The sequence below is a fragment of the Streptomyces avidinii genome (assembly GCF_014650695.1).
Lineage (GTDB): Bacteria > Actinomycetota > Actinomycetes > Streptomycetales > Streptomycetaceae > Streptomyces > Streptomyces avidinii.
Map to the genome: position 1 here is coordinate 712913 of NZ_BMVL01000001.1, position 18530 is coordinate 731442.

Sequence of the window (18530 nt, forward strand, 5' to 3'; positions counted from 1 at the left end):
GGCTGCGGGGTACTGACGGTGGATCCCGGGATCAGGCCCCGGTGCCGCCGCCGCCCGGAACGTTGGACGCTGCCGAGATGATCTCGTCGATGAGGCCGTAGTCCTTGGCCTCCTCGGAGGTGAACCAGCGGTCGCGGTCACCGTCGCGGATGATCGCCTCGACGGTCTGGCCCGAGTGGAACGCGGTGATCTCGGCCATCCGCTGCTTGGTGCGCAGCAGGTACTGGGCCTGGATCTTGATGTCCGACGCGGTGCCACCGATACCGGCGGAGCCCTGGTGCATCAGGATGTCGGTGTTCGGCAGGGCGAAGCGCTTGCCCTTGGCGCCACCGGTGAGCAGGAACTGGCCCATCGAGGCCGCCATGCCCATACCGATCGTGACGACGTCGTTCGGGATGTACTGCATGGTGTCGTAGACGGCCATACCGGCCGTCACGGAGCCACCGGGGCTGTTGATGTAGAGGTAGATGTCCTTCTCCGGCTCGGCGGCCAGGAGCAGGAGCTGCGCGGTGATCTTGTTGGCGATGTCGTCGTCGACCTGCTGGCCGAGGAAGATGATGCGCTCGCCGAGCAGCCGGTTGTAGACATGGTCGCCGAGGCCGCCACCGATGGACGGCTCACCCGCGGCGTAAGGCTTCAGATTCGTCACGTATCCACCTGCTCGTCTCCGACGGCCATGTGCCGTCTCAGCGTCTCGTTCTGGGGCCCGGTCCGGCCGGAGCGGACGAGTCCGCCGGCGCCCGGGTACTCACGTGCCCTCGTATTCATGGACCCTAACGCGCAGGTAGGACAACGCCATCCCGCTTCCCGAACTGTTCGCTCGGAGCGCAAGGTCCGCGGGCCTTACGGGGACACGCCGAAGGGCCCGGACGCGACGGCGTCCGGGCCCTTCGGGGCACTGCTCAGTGGGCTTCGCCCGGGGTGTTACTTGGCCTCGTCGGCCTTGACCTCGTCGTCGCCGTCAACGGCGGCCTCGACGGTCTCGGCGACCTGCTCCTCGTCCTCGTCGGACAGGTCCACGACCTCACCGTTGGTGTCGACGACCTTGGCGGCCTCGACGACGACCGCGAGGGCCTTGCCGCGGGCGACCTCGCCGACCAGCATCGGGACCTGGCCACCCTCGACCACGGCCTGGGCGAACTGGTCGGGGGACATGCCGGAGGAAGCGGCGCGGCGCATGAGGTGCTCGGTGAGCTCCTCCTGGTCGACGCCCAGCTTCTCCTTGTTGACCAGCGCGTCGAGGACGAACTGGGTCTTGATGCCCTTGATCGCCTGCTCGGAGGTCTCGGCGTCGAACTCCTCGACCGTCTTGCCCTGGAACTCCAGGTACTTCTCGATGGTCAGACCCATCTGGCCGAGCTGGTGGTGCTCCAGGTTGTGCTTGCGGGTCTGGACCTCGTCCGCGAGGAGCTTCTCGGGGATCGGGACCTCGACGAGCTCCAGCAGCTTCTCCAGGACGCGCTCCTGGGCCTGCGTGGCCTGGTCGTACTGCTTCATGTTCTCGAGGCGCTTGCGGCTGTCGGCCTTGAGGTCCTCGAGGGTGTCGAACTCGCTCGCCATCTGCGCGAACTCGTCGTCCAGCTCCGGGAGCTCCTTGGCGGAGACCTTGGTGACCTTGACGGTGACCTCGGCGTCCTTGCCCTCGGCGGAGCCGCCCTTGAGCTGGGAGGTGAAGGTGGCCTCGCCACCGGCCTCCAGGCCCGTGACGGCCTCGTCGATGCCCTCGAGGAGCTCGCCCGAGCCGATGGTGTAGGAGACGTCGGAGGCGACGCCGTCGGGCAGCACCTCGCCGTCGACCTTGGCCTCGAGGTCGATGGTGACGACGTCACCCTCGGCGGCGGCGCGCTCGACGTCCTTGGTGGACCCGAAGCGGCCGCGCAGCTGCTCGACGGACTTCTCGACGTCCTCGTCGGAGACCTCGATGGCGTCGACCTCGACCTCGATGCCGGAGAAGTCCGGGATCTCGATCTCGGGGCGGACGTCCACCTCGGCGGTGAAGGCGAGGACCTCGCCGTCCTTCAGCTCGGTGATGTCCACCTCGGGCTGGCCCAGCGGGTTCAGGTCGGCCTCATTGACCGCCTCGGTGTAGAACTTCGGGAGGGCGTCGTTGACGGCCTCCTCCAGCACCGCACCGCGGCCGAAGCGCTGGTCGATGACGCGGGCCGGGATCTTGCCCTTGCGGAAGCCCTTCACCGTGACCTGCTGGTTGATCTTCTTGTACGCCGCGTCGAGGCTGTCCTTGAGCTCCTCGAAGGGCACCTCAACAGTGAGCCGAACCCGAGTCGGGTTCAGGGTCTCCACGGCGCTCTTCACGGTTCGGTCTCCTTGGTGGCTGACTGCTGGGGATTCTGCCGTCACGCTGTGATTCAGCGGTTCAGCGGACTTCGGCCCGGTACATCAGACACACGGGCACGCAGCTTGCATAGTAACCGCAAGCGGCAATCAGCCCACAACGCGATCTTGTGGAGACACTGCTGCTGGTCGGGGTGGCCGGATTCGAACCGACGACCTTCCGCTCCCAAAGCGGACGCGCTACCAAGCTGCGCCACACCCCGTCGGTGCGACACGTAGGGTACATGCCCGGGGACACTCTGATGCGCGGGGTTTCCCGAGGCATTTCGGGCAGGTCTCCGCCACGGCGCCGAATGTGGTGTGCACCCACCGGGAGCGACCCGCTAGGATGCTGTCCGTGCCGAGGTCCCCGGACCTGCGGCGCGAGCGTTGCGGGTGTAGCTCAATGGTAGAGCACTAGTCTTCCAAACTAGCTACGCGGGTTCGATTCCCGTCACCCGCTCAGAAGTACGAAGGGCCAGGTCAGAGGGCATCTCCTCGACCTGGCCCTTTGTCGTTCCCGGGGTGCTGATCGGCTCTCCGTACCCCCTGCGTGCCCCTTGCGCGGGGCTCTGCAGGAGTTCCTGAAGGAGATGGGCCGGAACGGCTCCGGGCCCCGCGCACTGGACGGCGGACGACCGCGGTGCCGCCGTCAACGACGGCGCGTACTCCTTCCGCAACCCCGCCAACCGCTTTGCGCTGCCGGCGGATCGATTGTCCCGGGTGGCCGCCGCGCTGGCCCCTTGACCCGTGCACTTCCCTCTCGACGTGGTGTCCTCGACCGAGGCTCTGCGACTGCTGAGGGCCGGGTCAGAGGACGCCTCCTCGACCTGGCCCTTCCTCGCTCCCGCATGCGCAGTCGAGGTCGGGGCCGATGCCGGCCGTGTGCAGTTCCTCCACGGCGCTGGTGGGGATGCGGGCAACGGCGACGCAGACGCGTTCCGGGGCGGTCGGGGTCCTGGCCGTGATTTCGACTTTCGCCTGGTACTCCGGGGTGGCCGTCACGAGCACGTCGAAGACGTAGGAGTCTCCGTCGATCGCATAGCCGTCGGCCCAGACTTCGACGAGGCCGCCGCCGGCCAGGCGGACGTGCCAGCGGGACGGGGGGTCGAGGAGGTTCACCCCGGCAGACCAGAACAGGGAAACGCCGGCGAAGGGCGTCCGGTCCGGGGGGCGCCCGGGGGCGGGGTCAGAGTTTGATGTTCGCGATCATCGTCGCGAGGGAGTTCAGAAAACGGTTCACATCGTCCGCGATCGAGCTGGACGCGAGGAAGAAGCCGAAGAGCGCCGCGACGATGGCGGGGCCCGTCTTGATGTGGTTGCCGCGGATCAGCACCACCAGGATGACCGCCAACAGAACCACCACTGACAGCGAAATGGCCACTACTGATCACACCTTCGGTCGTCCCCTGGTCGGCCCGGGGCGCACGGCCAGGCACACCCCCACATGGACCATCCTCCCACCAACGGGCCCCGGCTATACGCCCCGTGACGAATAGCTCTGGTTCCGTTTCCGCCAACCACATGTGCGACAGGAATATTTCGGGCGCGGGGCACCGGTCACGGGGTGGTGAGGCCGAGGAGGGAACGGATATTCGCATACTTTGCGGACAGCCGCTCGCGCGTGGGACCGTCCAGCACGGAGAGGCGTACGGGGTCCGCGTTGTGCGCGAGGTCGGCCTCCTTGACCAGCAGGGCGCCCGGGGTGGCCAGGATGCGGGCCGCGTACCGCTCGACCGGCTCGCCCGGGCGTTTGGTGACCGCGAGGACCATGTCCTTCACCGTCTGCGGGAGGGCCGCCGCATCCAGCCAGGTGAGGCTGAGGGCCTCGTCCTCGATGGCGTCGTGCAGCCAGGCCGCCGCCTGCTGTTCGGGGCTGCCGCCGCGCAGCCGGACGCCCTCGGCCACGGCCGCGAGGTGTTCGGCGTAGGGCCGGCCGGCCTTGTCCGTCTGGCCCTCGTGCGCGCTGCGGGCGAGGGACTCGACCTCGATGAGGGTCAGGGGGCTGTTCGTCATGCGATCTCCCTTGCCGCTGCGCCGAGTGCCTCCGCTGCCCGGCGTACATCGTCTTCAGTGGTACGCCAGTTGGAGAACGCCGCGCGCAGCCCTGCGGTTCCCCCGTACACCGTCGGAGTGACGAACACCTCGGCGGCCACCGCCTCCCGCAGGGCGGCGACGCGCTCCGGGGTGGGGGCCTCGGCGAGGGTGAAGCAGACGACGTTGAGGCGGACCGGGGCGAGGAGGGTGAGGGCCGGATCCTCCTCCAGGGCGGCGCCCAGGGCGCGGGCGCAGGCGATGTCGCGCTCGACGATCTCCCGGTGGCCCTGACGGCCGTACGCGCGGAGCGTGAACCAGGCGGCGAGGGCGCGCAGCCGGTGGGAGTTCTCCGGGGTGAGGTGGACGAGGTCGGGGTGGTCGCCGAGCGGGCCGAGGTAGGCGGCGGAGTTCTGGAAGACGCGGGCCTGGAGGTCGCGGCGGCGGGTGAACTGGACGGCGCTGTCGTAGGGGACGTTGAGCCACTTGTGCAGGTCGATGCAGAGGGAGTCGGAGGCGTCGAGGCCGTCGGTGAGGTGCGCGTGCTCCGGGGAGAGGGCGGCGAACGCGCCGAACGCGGCGTCGGTGTGGAGCCAGAAGTCGTGGCGTTCGCGCAGGGCCGCGATCGCCCGGAGGTCGTCGAAGTCCACGGTGTTGACGGTGCCCGCGTTGGCGACGACCACGGCCGGTCCGGGGGTGTCGGCCAGCGCCCGCTCCAGGGCGGCGGGGTCGACGGCCTCGCGGCCGGGCAGGGTGGGGACCCGGACCAGGGAGGCGCGGCCCAGGCCGAGGACCGAGAGGGCCTTGCCGATCGAGGAGTGCGGGGCGCCGGAGAGTACGCGGACCGGGCCGAGGGCGGCTGCGCCGTCCTCGGCCGGGGAGACGCCGAGGCGTTCGCCGAGCCATTCGCGGGCGATGGCGAGGCCGGTGGTGTTGGACATGGTGGCGCCGGAGACGAAGGTGCCGGAGTGCGCGGCGGAGAGCCCGAAGAGTTCGCGGAGCCAGCCGACGGTCTCGCGTTCGAGGTCCTGGCCGCCCCCGTCGAGTGCGGAGTTGGAGTTCTGGTCGTGGGCGGCGGTGAGCCAGTCCCCGGCGAGGGCGGCAGGGGTGGCGCCTCCCGTCACGAAGCCGAGGTAGCGCGGTCCCGCGGAGGCCGACAGCCGCGGCTCCCAGCGGTCGTGGAAGGCGGCGAGGGCGGCTTCCGTGCCGGTCGCGCGCTCCGGGAGGGATTCGGGGGCGGGCGGCTCCCCGGTGGGCGGTACGACGGGACGCGTCGCCAGCGTGGCGAGCGCTTCGGCGGCCGCGGCGCGGGTGGCGTCGAGGAGTTCGGGAAGCCGGGCGAGGTCGGCGGCGAGCGTGCGGTCCATGGGGGCACGGTAGGCGCGGCAGGGGCCGAGGGGGCGGGCCAATCCGCCGCAATTGGCCCGCGTGGCGCCGTAGGCTCACCGGATGATCGCGAAGCGGCGGGTGCTGATGGGGCGATGGATACCGGCCCTGGTGACGGCGGGGGCGCTGGCGGGGGTCGCCGGGTGCGGGGCGCCGCCGGCCCCGAGGGCGGCGCCCGGACCGACCGCGGTGACCGCGACCGCGAAGCCGGCGCCCGGCCGGAGCGCCCCCTCGGCGCCGCCGGCTTCGACGGAGCCCTGCCCGGAGGGCGGGGTGCGGCTCGTCGAGATGGACGGGGACGCGGCCATGGGGCTGCGCGTGGCGAACTTCCAGCTGGTCAACTGCGGTGCGCAGCCCTACGTCCTGGAGGGCTACCCGCAGCTGTCGCTGCGCGACGACCGCAACGATCCGGTGGAGGTCGCGGTGGAGCACGGCTCGGCGGGGATCACCACGGGCACGCTGAACCTGGACGAGGCTCCGGGGCGGGTGGCGCTGGCTCCGGGCCAGGCGGCCTTCTTCGGGATCGTGTGGCGCAACCTCGTCACCGACTCGGCGGTACCGGCCACCACGGCGCGGATCGTGGAGGTCGAGCCCCGGCCCGGCGCGCCCCGGTTGTGGCTGCGGCTCGGCGCGCCGGTGGACCTCGGGAACACCGGGAAGCTGGGGCTCGGACCGTGGCGGCCGCTGGTCCGCTGAAGCGACGACGGCGACTGCGACTGCGACTGGGACTGGGACTGCGACGAGGGCGACTTCGAGGGCCGGTGCCGGCAGCCGGCCCCCGCCCGGGCTCAGGAGGAGCGGCGGATGAGCAGGAGTGCGCGGTCGTCGTTGACGTCCTTGGCGACCTTTTCGATGAGGTGCCAGGCGGCGCCCTCCCAGCCGGCGGCCACGTAGCGGTCGGCCTCGCCGGTGAGGCGGTCGATGCCCTCGCTGATCTCGCGGTCGGAGGTCTCGACCAGGCCGTCGGTGAAGAGCATCAGTACGTCGCCGGGGCGCAGGTTGCCGCGGGCAGGGGTGAATTCGGCTCCGTCGTAGACGCCGAGGAGCGGGCCCTCGCCGGTCTTCTCCTGCCAGCGGCCGGTTCCCGCGCAGAGCTGGAGGGCGGGGAGGTGGCCGGCCGAGAGGAGTTCGTAGTCGCCGGTCTCCAGGTCCAGGACGAGGTGGATGGAGGTGGCGAAGCCCTCGTCCCAGTCCTGGCGGAGGAGGTAGCCGTTGGCGGCGGGCAGGAAGCCGTGCGCGGGCAGGGCGCCGAGCAGGCCGCCGAAGGCGCCGGACAGGAGCAGGGCGCGGGAGCCCGCCTCCATGCCCTTGCCGGAGACGTCGGTCAGCACGATCTCCAGGGTCCGGCCGCCGTTGGTGCGGGCCGCGACGACGAAGTCGCCGGAGAAGGACTGGCCGCCGGCCGGGCGCAGGGCCATCTCGCGGTGCCAGCCGCGCGGCAGGGCGGGCAGCTTGCTCTGGACGCGGATGCGTTCGCGCAGGTCGAAGAGCATGGTGCCGCCGCGCCGCCAGGGCACCCCGACGCGGCTGCGGAACTGGGCGATGACCAGCCCGAAGAACCCGCAGGCGGCGACCACCAGCACGGTGCCGGGGGTGACGCGCGCCGGGCCCTGGGTATACGGGCCCAGTACGAGGGCCTCGACGATCAGTGCGGTCGCGGAGGCGGCGTACAGGGCGAGGAGGCTGGCGGGGCGCAGCAGCAGTCCGCCGGCGACGATCGGCAGGACGAGCGCCGACGGCGAGAACCAGACAGGCAGCATCAGCGTGCCGCAGGCGATGGCGGGGACGGTGAGCAGCAGTCCGCCGAAGGCGAGCCAGTCGGAGGCGTCGCCGCGGAAGTAGTCGACGGCTGATTTGCGCAGGGCGGTGCGGCCCCGGTGCGACAGCATGCGCATCCGGGCCATGAGGGATTCCACGCGTGCTCCGGCCATTGCTTCGGGACCTTATCCATCCTGGCTGTGGATGCGCAGGGGTACCCCCGGACCGGGGGCCCGGACCGGACCGAAAACAGATCGACTGGGGCGGAATGCCCTGATAGGGATGGCCGTATGGCTCTTGAGATGCGTGTATTACAGGCGGATGAGTGGGATGTCTGGTACGACCACCTGGAACTGGCGTTCGGTGGTGTGCCCGACTCCCCCGAGGAACGCGAGCTGTACAAGTCGCTGACCGATGTCGACCGTTCGCTCGGCGTCTGGGACGGTGACGCGTGCGTGGGCTCGGCCGGCGCCTTCACCTTCCGGCTGTCCGTGCCGGGCGGGGCGCTCGTCCCGGCAGCCGGCGTCACGATGGTGGGTGTCTCCCCCGTCCACCGCCGGCGCGGGGTGCTGACCTCTTTGATGCGCCGCCAGCTCGACGACATCCGGGCGGGTGGCGAACCGCTGGCCGTGCTGACGGCCTCGGATCCGGCCATCTACGGACGCTTCGGCTACGGTCCGGCCTCCTACGCCATGGCGGTGGAGGTCGACACGACCCGCGTACGGCTGTCCGTGCCGCCGGGGACGGACGCGATACGGCTGCGCCTCGTGGACCCGCAGCGGTCGCTGGCCGACTGCGAGCGGGTCTACGCGGCGCTGGTGCCGACCCGGCCGGGCATGCCGGCCCGGCAGCCGGGCTGGGAGCGCCAGTCGCTGCTGGACCCGCCCGCGATGCGCGGCGGCGCGTCACCGCTGAAGTGCGTGGTCGCCGAGCGGGAGGACGGCGAGGTGGTCGGGTACGCCCGCTACCGGGTCAAGCCCGACTGGGACCTGACGGGTTCGGAGGGCAGGGTCGAGGTGAGCGATCTCGACGCGCTGGACCCGGCGGCGTGCGCGGCCCTGTGGCGCTACCTGTTCTCGATCGACCTGACCTGGACGGTGCGGGCGCCGCGGCGGCCGGTGGACGACCCGCTGCTGCACCTGGTGAGCGACATCCGGCGGTCGCGGCCGCGGACCCGGGACTCGTTGCACGTACGCCTGGTGGACCTGGCGGCGGCGCTGGAGGCGCGGACGTACGGGGCGCCGGCGGACGTGGTGCTGGCGGTGACGGACGCGTTCTGCCCCTGGAACGAGGGGCGGTGGCGGCTGGTCGTGGACGCCAAGGGCGTGGCCCGCTGCACCCGGACCGAGGAGCCGGCGGACCTGGAGCTGTCGGTCCGGGAGCTGGGGTCGGCGTACCTGGGCGGGATCACCCTCACCTCACTGGCCGCGGCCGGCCTGGTGCGGGAGCTGCGCCCCGGCGCGCTGACGGAAACCTCGCGGGCCTTCGCCGGGGACGTGGCGCCCTGGCTGCCGCACGGCTTCTGACCCACCCGCGTCAGCGGTACTGGCAGCCGGGGCACCAGAAGAGGTTGCGGGCGGCGAGGTCTGCGGTGCGGATCTCGCTGCCGCAGATGTGGCACGGCATGGTCGCCCGCCGGTAGACGTACACCTCGCCGCCGTGGTCGTCGACGCGCGGCGGCCGGCCCATCGCCTCGGGCAGGTGCTCGTCGCGGACGGTGTCGATGCGGTTGTTGCGCACGCCCTCGCGCATCAGGGCGGCGAGGTCGAGCCACATCGCGTCCCATTCGCCGCGCGTGAGGTCCTTGCCCAGGCGGTACGGGTCGATGCCGTGACGGAAGAGGACCTCGGCGCGGTAGACGTTGCCGACGCCCGCGATCACCTTCTGGTCCATGAGCAGGGCGGCGACGGTGGTGCGGGAGCGGGAGATCCGCTGCCAGGCCCGGTCGGGGTCGTCGGCGGGGCGCAGCGGGTCCGGGCCGAGCCGGTCGTGTATCGCCTTCTTCTCGCCCTCGCCGATCAGTGCGCAGGCGGTGGGGCCGCGCAGGTCCGCGTAGTGGTCCTCGTTCAGCAGGCGCAGCCGGACGGTGTCCGTGGCGGGCGGGGCCGGGGCGGGGCCGAAGCCGAGCTTGCCGAACAGGCCGAGGTGGATGTGGATCCAGGCGTCGCCGAGTTCCAGGAAGAGGTGCTTGCCGTGCGCCTCGGCGCCGTCGAGCTCGCGCCCGTCGAGTACGGCCGCGCTCTGCTCGAAGCGGCCCTGGGGGCTGCTGACGCGGACCGGCCGGCCCGCGAACCGCTCGGCGTGGTCCTGGGCGAGGCGGTGGATCGTATGCCCCTCGGGCACGGCGAAGCTCCTCTTAACGAGAAACCGGCCGTACCGCCCCTGGGGGGCGGCACGGCCGGAAGGGGAATCAGCCCTGCGGGTGGTGGGCCGGGATCTGGGGGAGCTCGCCGGTGGTCTCGTAGGCCGAGAGCATCTCGATGCGGCGGGTGTGGCGCTCCTCGTCGGAGTACGGGGTCGCCAGGAAGGCCTCGATGAAGCTGACGGCCTCGTCCTGCGTGTGCATGCGTCCGCCGACGGAGATGACGTTGGCGTTGTTGTGCTCACGGCCGAGCTGGGCGGTCTGGACGCTCCAGGCCAGGATGGCGCGGACGCCCTTGACCTTGTTCGCGGCGATCTGCTCCCCGTTGCCGGAGCCGCCGATCACGATGCCGAGGCTGCCGGCGTCGGCGGCGGTCTTCTCCGCGGCGCGGAGGCAGAACGGCGGGTAGTCGTCCACCGCGTCGTAGATGTGGGGCCCACAGTCGACGGGCTCGTGGCCGTTGTTCTTGAGCCAGTCCACCAGGTGGTTCTTGAGCTCAAAGCCGGCATGGTCGGATCCGAGGTACACGCGCATGGGACGAGTGTGGCACGAGGACGTCCGACAGCCCGCAGCGGGTGTCGCGTAAATCACTTCTAAAGCTCAAGTAAACCCAAAGAACGCAGATGGGACACGGGAGGGCTCTGGTCCTGGACGTTCGCCCTAAGGCAACGATCCGGACTGAGGTCTTCCGCCCTGCGTTCATCTCAGGTTTGAATGCCGGGGCTCGCAACCCGAGAACCTAAGGATCCGTCCATGAGCTCCACGACGACCCTTCAGAAGGAAGGCGACCCCACCGGGAACCCCGGGGACGGTCAGCCCTCCGACGGTCTGAAGGCCGGTCTCAAGAACCGCCACCTGTCCATGATCGCCATTGGCGGCGTCATCGGCGCCGGTCTGTTCGTCGGCTCCGGCGGCGGCATCGCCAAGGCCGGACCCGCCATCCTGATCTCCTACGCGCTGGTCGGCGCGATGGTCGTCTTCGTGATGCGGATGCTCGGCGAGATGGCTGCCGCGAGCCCGAACTCGGGCTCCTTCTCGGCCTACGCCGACCGCGCGCTCGGCCGCTGGGCCGGCTTCTCCATCGGCTGGCTCTACTGGTTCTTCTGGGTCGTCGTCCTCGCCGTCGAGGCCACCGCCGGTGCCGCCATCCTGGAGAGCTGGATCCCGGCCGTTCCGCAGTGGGCCTGGGCGCTGATCGTGATGGCGGTGCTGACCGCCACCAACCTCGGCTCGGTCGCCTCCTACGGCGAGTTCGAGTTCTGGTTCGCGGGCATCAAGGTCGTCGCCATCGGCGCGTTCGTGATCGTCGGCATGCTGGCCGTCTTCGGCGTGCTGCCGGGCTCGGACAACCCCGGCTCGGGCTTCGCGCACCTCACCGACGCCGGCGGGTTCTTCCCCAACGGCTACGGCGCGGTCCTCACCGGTGTGCTGATGGTCGTCTTCTCCTTCATGGGCAGCGAGATCGTCACCCTGGCGGCCGGCGAGTCGGAGAACCCCCGCAAGGCGGTCACCCGGGCCACCAACTCCGTCATCTGGCGGATCGGCGTCTTCTACCTGGGCTCGATCTTCATCGTGCTGACCCTGCTCCCGTGGAACGACAAGTCGATCACCGAGAAGGGCTCGTACGTCGCCGCCCTGGACTCGATCGGCATCGCGCACGCCGGCACGATCATGGAGGTCATCGTCCTGACCGCCGTGCTGTCCTGCCTGAACTCCGGCCTCTACACCGCCTCCCGCATGGCCTTCTCGCTCGGTGAGCGCGGTGACGCCCCCAAGGCGTTCGCCAAGGTCAACAAGAACGGTGTGCCGGTCGCCGCGATCCTGGGCTCCACGGTCTTCGGCTTCGTCGCCGTCTACTTCAACTACGCCTTCAAGGACACGGTCTTCAACTTCCTCCTCAACTCCTCGGGTGCCATCGCGCTCTTCGTCTGGCTGGTGATCTGCTTCACCCAGCTGAAGATGCGCGGGATCCTGGTCCGCGAGGCCCCGGAGAAGCTGACCGTGAAGATGTGGCTGTTCCCGTGGCTGACCTGGGCCACCGCCGCACTGATCATGTTCGTGATCGGCTACATGTTCGTGGACGACGCAAACCGCGAGGTCGTGACCCTGTCCACCCTGGTCGCCGGCGCGGTCGTGCTCGTCGGTGTGGTCCTGGACTTCCGCCGCAAGCGGGCCCTGCAGGGCTGATCGCACATGCACGTACGCCGGAGCCCGGCCCGCCTTCACAAGGCGGGCCGGGCTCCGGTGCGTTTCGGGGGCCGCTCAGCCGCGGCGGCCGACCAGCTTCCAGGCGGCCGGCAGGGCGCCCATGGCCAGCGCGGCCTTGACGGCGTCGCCGATCAGGAAGGGGACCAGGCCCGCGGCGACCGCAGCACCGAGGGACATCCCGGTGACGGCCATCAGGTAGGGCACGCCCACCGCGTAGATCACGGCGGAGCCCACCGCCATCGAGCCGGCCGTACGCAGCACCGAGCGGTCGCCGCCGCGCCGCGCGAGGGCGCCGACGACGGTGGCGGCCAGCAGCATCCCGAGGACGTACCCGAAGGAAGCGCCGCCCGCGCCGGAGGTCCCGCCCGCGAACCACGGTACGCCGGCCATGCCGACGAGGGCGTACAGCGCCAGCGAGAGGAAGCCGCGGCGGGCACCGAAAGCGGTACCGACGAGCAGCGCGGCGAAGGTCTGGCCCGTCACGGGGACCGGGGAGCCGGGCACGGGAACCGCGACCTGGGCGGCCAGTCCGGTGAGCGCCGCGCCGCCGACGACGAGCGCGATGTCGCGGACGCGGCTCGCGGGCAGCAGGTCGGCGAGGACGGCGCCGGGCCGGAGGGAGACGGAGGCAGTGCTCATCGGGGGACTCCACGGGGTGGGGGTGGCAGGACGATCACCGACGCTAGTGCGCGCTCCCCCACTGCCCCAGCGCTGCCCGGAACAAAGCCCGCCTCCCCGCTTTGGTGGGGATACCACAAAGCCTGCGCCACACGCCCGAGTCGACGTGATCCTCGTCACGAGGAAGATCAGACAACACGTCCGTTTTGCACGGACGCCCGCCGCTCAGCGAGACTGTAGGGTCCCGCCAATCCTGATGCGGAACCCCTACCGCCGCTGGGCCGAACGAGAGTACGAGCACCCTTCATGCGCGAGCGCCTGGAAGCAGCACCTCCCACGACGGGCGACCTGCCCGCGGAACCCCTCAGCCACAGCCTCAAGCAGCGCCACCTGACCATGCTGGGCCTCGGCGGCGTCATCGGCGCCGGGCTCTTCGTCGGCTCCGGAGCCGGCATCGGCATCGCCGGTCCCGCGATCATCTGCTCCTACCTGCTCGCGGGCGTCCTCGCGATGCTGGTGATGCGGGCGCTGGGCGAGATGTCGGCCGCGATGCCCGCCTCGGGTTCCTTCTCCGTCTACGCGGAGCGGGCGCTCGGCCGCTGGGCCGGCTTCTCGGCGGGCTGGCTGTACTGGTTCCTGCTGGTCGTGGTGCTCGCGGTGGAGGCAACCGGCGCAGCGAAGATCGCGAATGGCTGGGTGCCCTCGGTCGACCAGTGGGTCTGGGTCCTGCTCTTCATGGTGGTCTTCACGGTGAGCAACCTGGCCGCCGTGAAGAACTTCGGCGAGTTCGAGTTCTGGTTCGCCGCCCTGAAGGTCGGCGCGATCGTGCTCTTCCTGATCCTCGGCACCCTCGCGATCTTCGGCCTGCTCCCGGACACGGAGCCGATCGGCACGGCCAACCTCACCGGCCGGGGCGGCTTCTTCCCCGAGGGCTTCGGCGGAGTGGTCGCCGGCATGCTCGCGGTCATCTTCGCCTTCGGCGGCCTGGAGGTCGTCACCATCGCGGCCGCCGAGTCGGACGACCCGGCGCGGTCGGTGTCCCGGGCGGTGCGCAGCGCGGTCTGGCGCATCCTCTTCTTCTACGTGGGCTCGATGGTGGTCATCGTGACCCTGCTGCCGTGGGACTCGCTGAAGCCGGGCGAGAGCCCGTACGTCGCGGTCCTCGACTCGATCGGCATCCCGGCGGCCGGCCAGATCATGAACATCGTGGTGTTCGTGGCGCTGCTGTCGGCGCTCAACGCGAACCTCTACGGGTCCTCGCGCATGGTCTTCTCGCTGGCCGAGCGCGGTGAGGCGCCCAGGTCGCTGCTGCGGGTCTCGGGCGGCGGGGTACCGCGCCGGGCCGTGTTCGCCTCGGTGGCCTTCGGCTTCGTGTCGGTGGTGCTCAACCTGCTGTGGCCGGACACGATCTTCCTCTACATGCTCAACGCGGTCGGCGCGGTGCTGCTGTTCGTGTGGGCGCTGATCGCCGTGTCGCAGCTGAAGCTGCGCCGCCGGATCGAGCGGGACATGCCCGAGCGGCTGACCCTGCCGATGTGGCTGTTCCCGTACGCGACCTGGGTGGCGCTGCTCGGGATGGCGGCGGTGCTGGTCCTGATGCTGTTCGACGACTCGGCGCGGCCCCAGCTGCTGTGGTCCACGGGCGCGGCCGCGCTGGTGCTGGCCGTGGCGGGGATACGGGAGCTGCGGGCCCGCAGGGCCTGACGAGGGACGTGAGGTGCGGGCCCTGCGCGCCGTGGCGCGCGGGGCCCGCGCGTCTCAGGTGCGCAGGTACGAGGCCCCGTTGACGTCGAGGACCGTGCCCGAGCTCCAGGCAGCCTCGGGGGAGGCCAGGTAGAGCACGGCGGAGGCGATCTCTTCCGGGTCCGCGACGCGGCCGAAGGGGCTCTGCGCCCGGATGCCGGCGCCCTCGGGCCCCTCCAGCCGGCCGGCGACCCGCTCGGTGGCGACGAAGCCGGGTGCGACGGAGGCGACGGCGATGCCGTGCGGGGCGAGGGACACGGCGAGGGACTGGCCCAGGGCATGGATCGCGGCCTTGGTCGCGCCGTAGGCGGGGTGGTCGGGCTCGCCCCGGAAGGCGCCGCGCGAGCCGATGTTGACGATGCGTCCCTCGCGTCCCGCTTCGATCATGCGGCGCGCGACGCAGTAGCTCAGGTTGGCGGAGCCGAAGAGGTTCACGTCGGCGGTCCGCCGCCAGGCCTCCTGCCAGCCCTCGTACGAGGTGTCCGGCAGCGGGTGGGCGACCATGACTGCGGCATTGTTGACCAGGACGTCCACGCCGCCGAGCGCCTCCTCCGCCTCGGCCGCCAGGGCCTCGACGCGGGCCGGGTCACCGAGGTCCGCGGCGACCAGTACGTGGCCCTCCCCCTCCAGCGAGGCGAGGGTCTCCTCCGCGTCGGCCCGCCGGGTGGAGCAGTGGACGGCGACCCGGTCGCCCTGCCCGGCGAAGGCGGCCGCGATCGCCCGGCCGATCCCCCGGGAGGCGCCGGTGACGAGTACGCCCCGGCCGGTGCTGCGAAGTCCTGTCACGGTCCGGCCCATCGACTGCCCCCTCGATCCGGTGCGTTCGCCGCATCCGGTGGCTGCGACGTCGTCGTGAGCGTACGGGCGTGATCACGAACCGTGAAGCCATCGTCCGAATATCGGACAGCAAACGTCCGGTGATCGGACACTCGGCAGACTGGCGCAAATGAGCCAGAGCACCCTGACACCCCCCGAAGCACCGCAGACCGGAGCCGGATCACCCCTCGGCAACGGACTCAAGCAGCGCCACCTCTCGATGATCGCCCTCGGCGGTGTCATCGGCGCCGGGCTCTTCGTCGGCTCCGGAGCCGGCATCGCCGCGGCCGGTCCCTCGATCGTGTTCGCGTACGCCGCCTCCGGACTGCTCGTGATGTTCGTGATGCGGATGCTCGGCGAGATGTCCGCCGCCGACCCCGCCTCCGGTTCCTTCTCCGTCCACGCGGAGCGGGCGATCGGCCCGTGGGCCGGATTCACCGCCGGCTGGATGTTCTGGACCCTGTTGTGCGTGGGCGTGGCCATCGAGGCCATCGGCGCGGCGCACATCATGACCGGCTGGTTCCCGGGCACCCCCTCCTGGATGTGGGTGCTGGTCTTCATGGCGGTGTTCTGCGGCTCGAACCTCGCCGCCGTGTCGAACTTCGGCGAGTTCGAGTTCTGGTTCGCCGCCCTCAAGATCGGCGCGATCGCCCTCTTCCTGGGCCTGGGCGTCCTGGCCGTGCTCGGCCTGCTGCCCGGCACCGACTCCCCCGGCGCCGCCAATCTGCTGCACGACGGCGGATTCCTGCCCCACGGCGTGGACGGCCTGCTGGTCGGACTGCTGGCCTCGGTCGTCGCCTACGGTGGCCTGGAGACGGTGACCATCGCGGCCGCCGAGTCCGAGAACCCGGTCCGGGGCGTGGCCAAGGCCGTGCGCACCACCATGTGGCGGATCGCGATCGTCTACGTGGGCTCCATGCTGGTGATCGTCACGCTCCTGCCGTGGAACGACCCGGCGGTCACGGCGGACGGCCCGTACGCCGCCACCCTCGACCGCCTGGGCATCCCGGCCGCCGGCGAGATCATGAACGTGGTCATCCTGATCGCCCTGATGTCCGCGATGAACGCCAACATCTACGGCTCCTCGCGCATGGCCTACTCCCTCGTCTCCCGCGGCCAGGGCCCGAAGGCGCTGGGCAAGGTCACCGGCCGCGTGCCGCGCCGGGCGGTGCTCGCCTCCTGCGGCTTCGGCTTCGTCACCGTGCTGCTGTCCTACTGGTACCCGGACACCCTCTTCGCCTGGCTGCTGAACATGGTCGGCGGGGTCATCCTGATCGTCTGGGGCTTCATCGCCGTCTCGCAGCTCGTGCTGCGCCGCAGGCTGGAGCGCGAGGCCCCCGAGAAGCTGGTCGTGAAGATGTGGGGCTTCCCGTATCTGACCTGGGTGGCGCTGGCCGGGGTGGCCGGGGTCCTGGTGCTGATGGCCCTGGGCGAGGACACGCGGGTCCAGGTCGTCTTCACCGGCGGGCTCACCCTCGCCCTCGCGGCGACCGGCTGGGTCGTGCAGAACCGCGCGGCGCAGCGTCGGGCGGCCGCCGCCCGCTGACAACCCCTCAACCGCAGGTGGGCCCCGTGCGTTCGCACGGGGCCCACCTGCGTTGCACAGAGGTAACCCTTACATGTGACGCGGAATAGATACTGCTAGCGTGCAGTTGCGCATTGATTGCAATAAGCAGTTGGCACGCCGAGGGGACCGGATAACACGCATGGCCATCTACACGCTTCCTGAGCTTCCGTACGACTACGCGGCGCTGGAGCCGGTGATCAACCCGCAGATCATCGAGCTGCACCACGACAAGCACCACGCGGCCTACGTCACGGGCGCCAACAACACGCTGGAGCAGCTGGCAGAGGCGCGCGACAAGGAGAACTGGGGCGCCCTCAACGGCCTGGAGAAGAACCTCGCGTTCCACCTCTCCGGCCACATCCTGCACAGCATCTACTGGCACAACATGGCCAGCCCGAAGACCGGCGAGGGCGGCGGCGAGCCCACCGCGGCCGACGGCCTGGGCGACCTGGCCGACGCGATCACCGAGTCCTTCGGCTCCTTCGCGAAGTTCAAGAAGCAGCTGACCTTCGCCTCCTCCGCCACCCAGGGCTCCGGCTGGGGCGTGCTCGCGTACGAGCCCGTCAGCGGCCGCCTGGTCGTCGAGCAGGTCTACGACCACCAGGGCAACGTGGGCGTGGCCAGCACCCCGATCCTGGTCTTCGACGCCTGGGAGCACGCCTTCTACCTTCAGTACAAGAACCAGAAGGTGGACTTCATCGAAGCCATGTGGAACGTCGTCAACTGGCAGGACGTGTCCGGGCGCTACGCCGACGCCAAGGCGAACACCCCGCTGCTGATCCCCGCCAAGGGCTGATCGCACCACCACAAGCCCGTCCGCCTCGTGATCGTCTTCTCAGCCTTCACCTGCGGGCGTGTTGAACGGAAGACCCCCGTGAGGACGTGACTCACGGGGGTCTTCTGTGCGGTGCGCCCGCGGGGCGCGGCGGGTCCTACTCGAAGGACGGGCCCTTGGTACGGGTGCGCTTGATCTCGTAGAAGCCGGGCGTGGAGGCGACCAGCAGGGTGCCGTCCCACAGCCGGGCGGCGGCCTCGCCGCGCGGGGTCGGGGTGACCACCGGGCCGAAGAAGGCGACGTCGCCCTCGGAGCCCGGTACCGAGATCACCGGGGTGCCGACCTCCTGGCCCACCCGGTCGATGCCGTCGTTGTGCGAGGCCCGCAGCACCTCGTCGTACTCGTCCGAGTCGGCGTACGCGAGCAGCTCGGCCGGCAGGCCGACCTCGGCCAGCGCCTCCGCGATCACCTCGCGGGTCGGGCCCTTCTCGTCGTTGTGTATGCGGGTGCCGAGCGCGGTGTAGAGCTTGCCGGTGACTTCCTCACCGTGCTTCTGCTGGGCCGCTATGACCACGCGCACGGGGGCCCAGCCCTTGGGGCCGAGGAGCTCGCGGTAGACCTCGGGCAGCTCGTCGAGCTTGTTCTCGTTGAGCACCGCGAGGCTCATCACGTGCCAGCGGACCTCGACGTCGCGGACCTTCTCGACCTCGACCATCCAGCGGGACGTCATCCAGGCCCAAGGGCAGAGCGGGTCGAACCAGAAGTCGACCGGGGTCTTCTCGCGCACCTGGGTGTCGGTCATTTCTCTCCTCAGTCTCGGCATGGGTCGCAAAAAGGGCATCGCTGAGCTCACGTTCCCCGTCAGCAACCAGTACCGAGTGGCGCGCATTCCCTCGTGCGAGGATTCGACCCAAGAACGCGATCACGCACGA

18 protein-coding genes and 2 tRNA genes are annotated in these 18530 nt (G+C 70.6%); 7 read left to right on the forward strand and 13 right to left on the reverse strand.

Annotated elements, in window-relative coordinates; all coding sequences use genetic code 11:
- Positions 1–31: 31 nt before the first annotated feature.
- From IE257_RS03325 to IE257_RS03335, 3 genes are all read right to left on the reverse strand, one after another.
- Positions 32–649: an ATP-dependent Clp protease proteolytic subunit gene (locus tag IE257_RS03325; protein WP_030026957.1), complete on the reverse strand. Its 618-nt coding sequence runs from the start codon at positions 647–649 to the stop codon at positions 32–34.
- Positions 650–924: 275 nt separating this feature from the next.
- On the reverse strand, positions 925–2313 hold the full coding sequence (gene tig, locus IE257_RS03330; protein WP_189964370.1) for a trigger factor: 1389 nt from the start codon (positions 2311–2313) through the stop codon (positions 925–927).
- Positions 2314–2478: 165 nt separating this feature from the next.
- Positions 2479–2555: transfer RNA gene (locus tag IE257_RS03335), tRNA-Pro, on the reverse strand.
- Positions 2556–2723: 168 nt separating this feature from the next.
- Here IE257_RS03335 and IE257_RS03340 point away from each other — a divergent pair.
- Positions 2724–2794, forward strand: a tRNA-Gly gene (locus IE257_RS03340).
- Between the two features lie 347 nt (positions 2795–3141).
- Here the strand turns inward: IE257_RS03340 and IE257_RS03345 are convergent.
- The 4 genes from IE257_RS03345 to IE257_RS03360 form a co-directional block, all read right to left on the reverse strand.
- A complete protein-coding gene (locus tag IE257_RS03345) occupies positions 3142–3453 on the reverse strand; it encodes a hypothetical protein (protein WP_189964373.1) in 312 nt (103 codons plus the stop codon).
- 67 nt (positions 3454–3520) lie between these two features.
- Positions 3521–3715 carry a membrane protein gene (locus tag IE257_RS03350; RefSeq protein ID WP_030008564.1) on the reverse strand — a complete coding sequence of 65 codons (195 nt, stop codon included), beginning with the start codon at positions 3713–3715 and terminating at the stop codon, positions 3521–3523.
- Positions 3716–3891: 176 nt separating this feature from the next.
- A complete protein-coding gene (locus tag IE257_RS03355) occupies positions 3892–4347 on the reverse strand; it encodes an HD domain-containing protein (RefSeq protein ID WP_189964375.1) in 456 nt (151 codons plus the stop codon).
- Positions 4344–5732, reverse strand: a complete 1389-nt coding sequence (locus tag IE257_RS03360; RefSeq protein WP_189964378.1) for a pyridoxal phosphate-dependent decarboxylase family protein — start codon at positions 5730–5732, stop codon at positions 4344–4346. The genes IE257_RS03355 and IE257_RS03360 overlap by 4 nt, the downstream gene beginning before the upstream one ends.
- An 82-nt stretch (positions 5733–5814) precedes the next feature.
- On the opposite strand from IE257_RS03360, the gene IE257_RS03365 reads away from it, so the two are divergent.
- The gene (locus IE257_RS03365) at positions 5815–6447 is read left to right on the forward strand and encodes a DUF4232 domain-containing protein (protein ID WP_189964380.1); all 633 of its coding nucleotides are present in this window, start codon (positions 5815–5817) and stop codon (positions 6445–6447) included.
- Between the two features lie 92 nt (positions 6448–6539).
- On the opposite strand, the gene IE257_RS03370 is transcribed toward IE257_RS03365, so the two are convergent.
- Complete coding sequence (locus IE257_RS03370) at positions 6540–7682, reverse strand: PP2C family protein-serine/threonine phosphatase (protein ID WP_189964383.1); 1143 nt, start codon at positions 7680–7682, stop codon at positions 6540–6542.
- Positions 7683–7799: 117 nt separating this feature from the next.
- On the opposite strand from IE257_RS03370, the gene IE257_RS03375 reads away from it, so the two are divergent.
- On the forward strand, positions 7800–9035 hold the full coding sequence (locus IE257_RS03375) for a GNAT family N-acetyltransferase (protein ID WP_189964385.1): 1236 nt from the start codon (positions 7800–7802) through the stop codon (positions 9033–9035).
- A gap of 10 nt (positions 9036–9045) precedes the next feature.
- Here IE257_RS03375 and IE257_RS03380 read toward each other — a convergent pair whose 3' ends face one another.
- The gene (locus IE257_RS03380) at positions 9046–9852 is read right to left on the reverse strand and encodes an Fpg/Nei family DNA glycosylase (RefSeq protein WP_189964387.1); all 807 of its coding nucleotides are present in this window, start codon (positions 9850–9852) and stop codon (positions 9046–9048) included.
- Between the two features lie 67 nt (positions 9853–9919).
- Complete coding sequence (locus IE257_RS03385; protein ID WP_189964390.1) at positions 9920–10405, reverse strand: ribose-5-phosphate isomerase; 486 nt, start codon at positions 10403–10405, stop codon at positions 9920–9922.
- Positions 10406–10624: 219 nt separating this feature from the next.
- Here IE257_RS03385 and IE257_RS03390 point away from each other — a divergent pair, with 219 nt between their 5' ends.
- Positions 10625–12058 carry an amino acid permease gene (locus IE257_RS03390; RefSeq protein WP_189964392.1) on the forward strand — a complete coding sequence of 478 codons (1434 nt, stop codon included), beginning with the start codon at positions 10625–10627 and terminating at the stop codon, positions 12056–12058.
- Positions 12059–12133: 75 nt separating this feature from the next.
- On the opposite strand, the gene IE257_RS03395 is transcribed toward IE257_RS03390, so the two are convergent.
- Complete coding sequence (locus tag IE257_RS03395) at positions 12134–12718, reverse strand: biotin transporter BioY (RefSeq protein ID WP_189964394.1); 585 nt, start codon at positions 12716–12718, stop codon at positions 12134–12136.
- 285 nt (positions 12719–13003) lie between these two features.
- Here IE257_RS03395 and IE257_RS03400 point away from each other — a divergent pair, with 285 nt between their 5' ends.
- On the forward strand, positions 13004–14401 hold the full coding sequence (locus IE257_RS03400) for an amino acid permease (RefSeq protein WP_189964396.1): 1398 nt from the start codon (positions 13004–13006) through the stop codon (positions 14399–14401).
- Between the two features lie 54 nt (positions 14402–14455).
- Here IE257_RS03400 and IE257_RS03405 read toward each other — a convergent pair whose 3' ends face one another.
- A complete protein-coding gene (locus IE257_RS03405; protein WP_189964398.1) occupies positions 14456–15238 on the reverse strand; it encodes an SDR family NAD(P)-dependent oxidoreductase in 783 nt (260 codons plus the stop codon).
- A gap of 148 nt (positions 15239–15386) precedes the next feature.
- On the opposite strand from IE257_RS03405, the gene IE257_RS03410 reads away from it, so the two are divergent.
- Positions 15387–16802, forward strand: a complete 1416-nt coding sequence (locus tag IE257_RS03410) for an amino acid permease (RefSeq protein WP_189964400.1) — start codon at positions 15387–15389, stop codon at positions 16800–16802.
- Positions 16803–16962: 160 nt separating this feature from the next.
- A complete protein-coding gene (locus IE257_RS03415; protein ID WP_189964402.1) occupies positions 16963–17619 on the forward strand; it encodes a superoxide dismutase in 657 nt (218 codons plus the stop codon).
- 136 nt (positions 17620–17755) lie between these two features.
- On the opposite strand, the gene IE257_RS03420 is transcribed toward IE257_RS03415, so the two are convergent.
- Positions 17756–18400: a mycothiol-dependent nitroreductase Rv2466c family protein gene (locus IE257_RS03420; protein ID WP_189964404.1), complete on the reverse strand. Its 645-nt coding sequence runs from the start codon at positions 18398–18400 to the stop codon at positions 17756–17758.
- Positions 18401–18530: the final 130 nt, after the last annotated feature.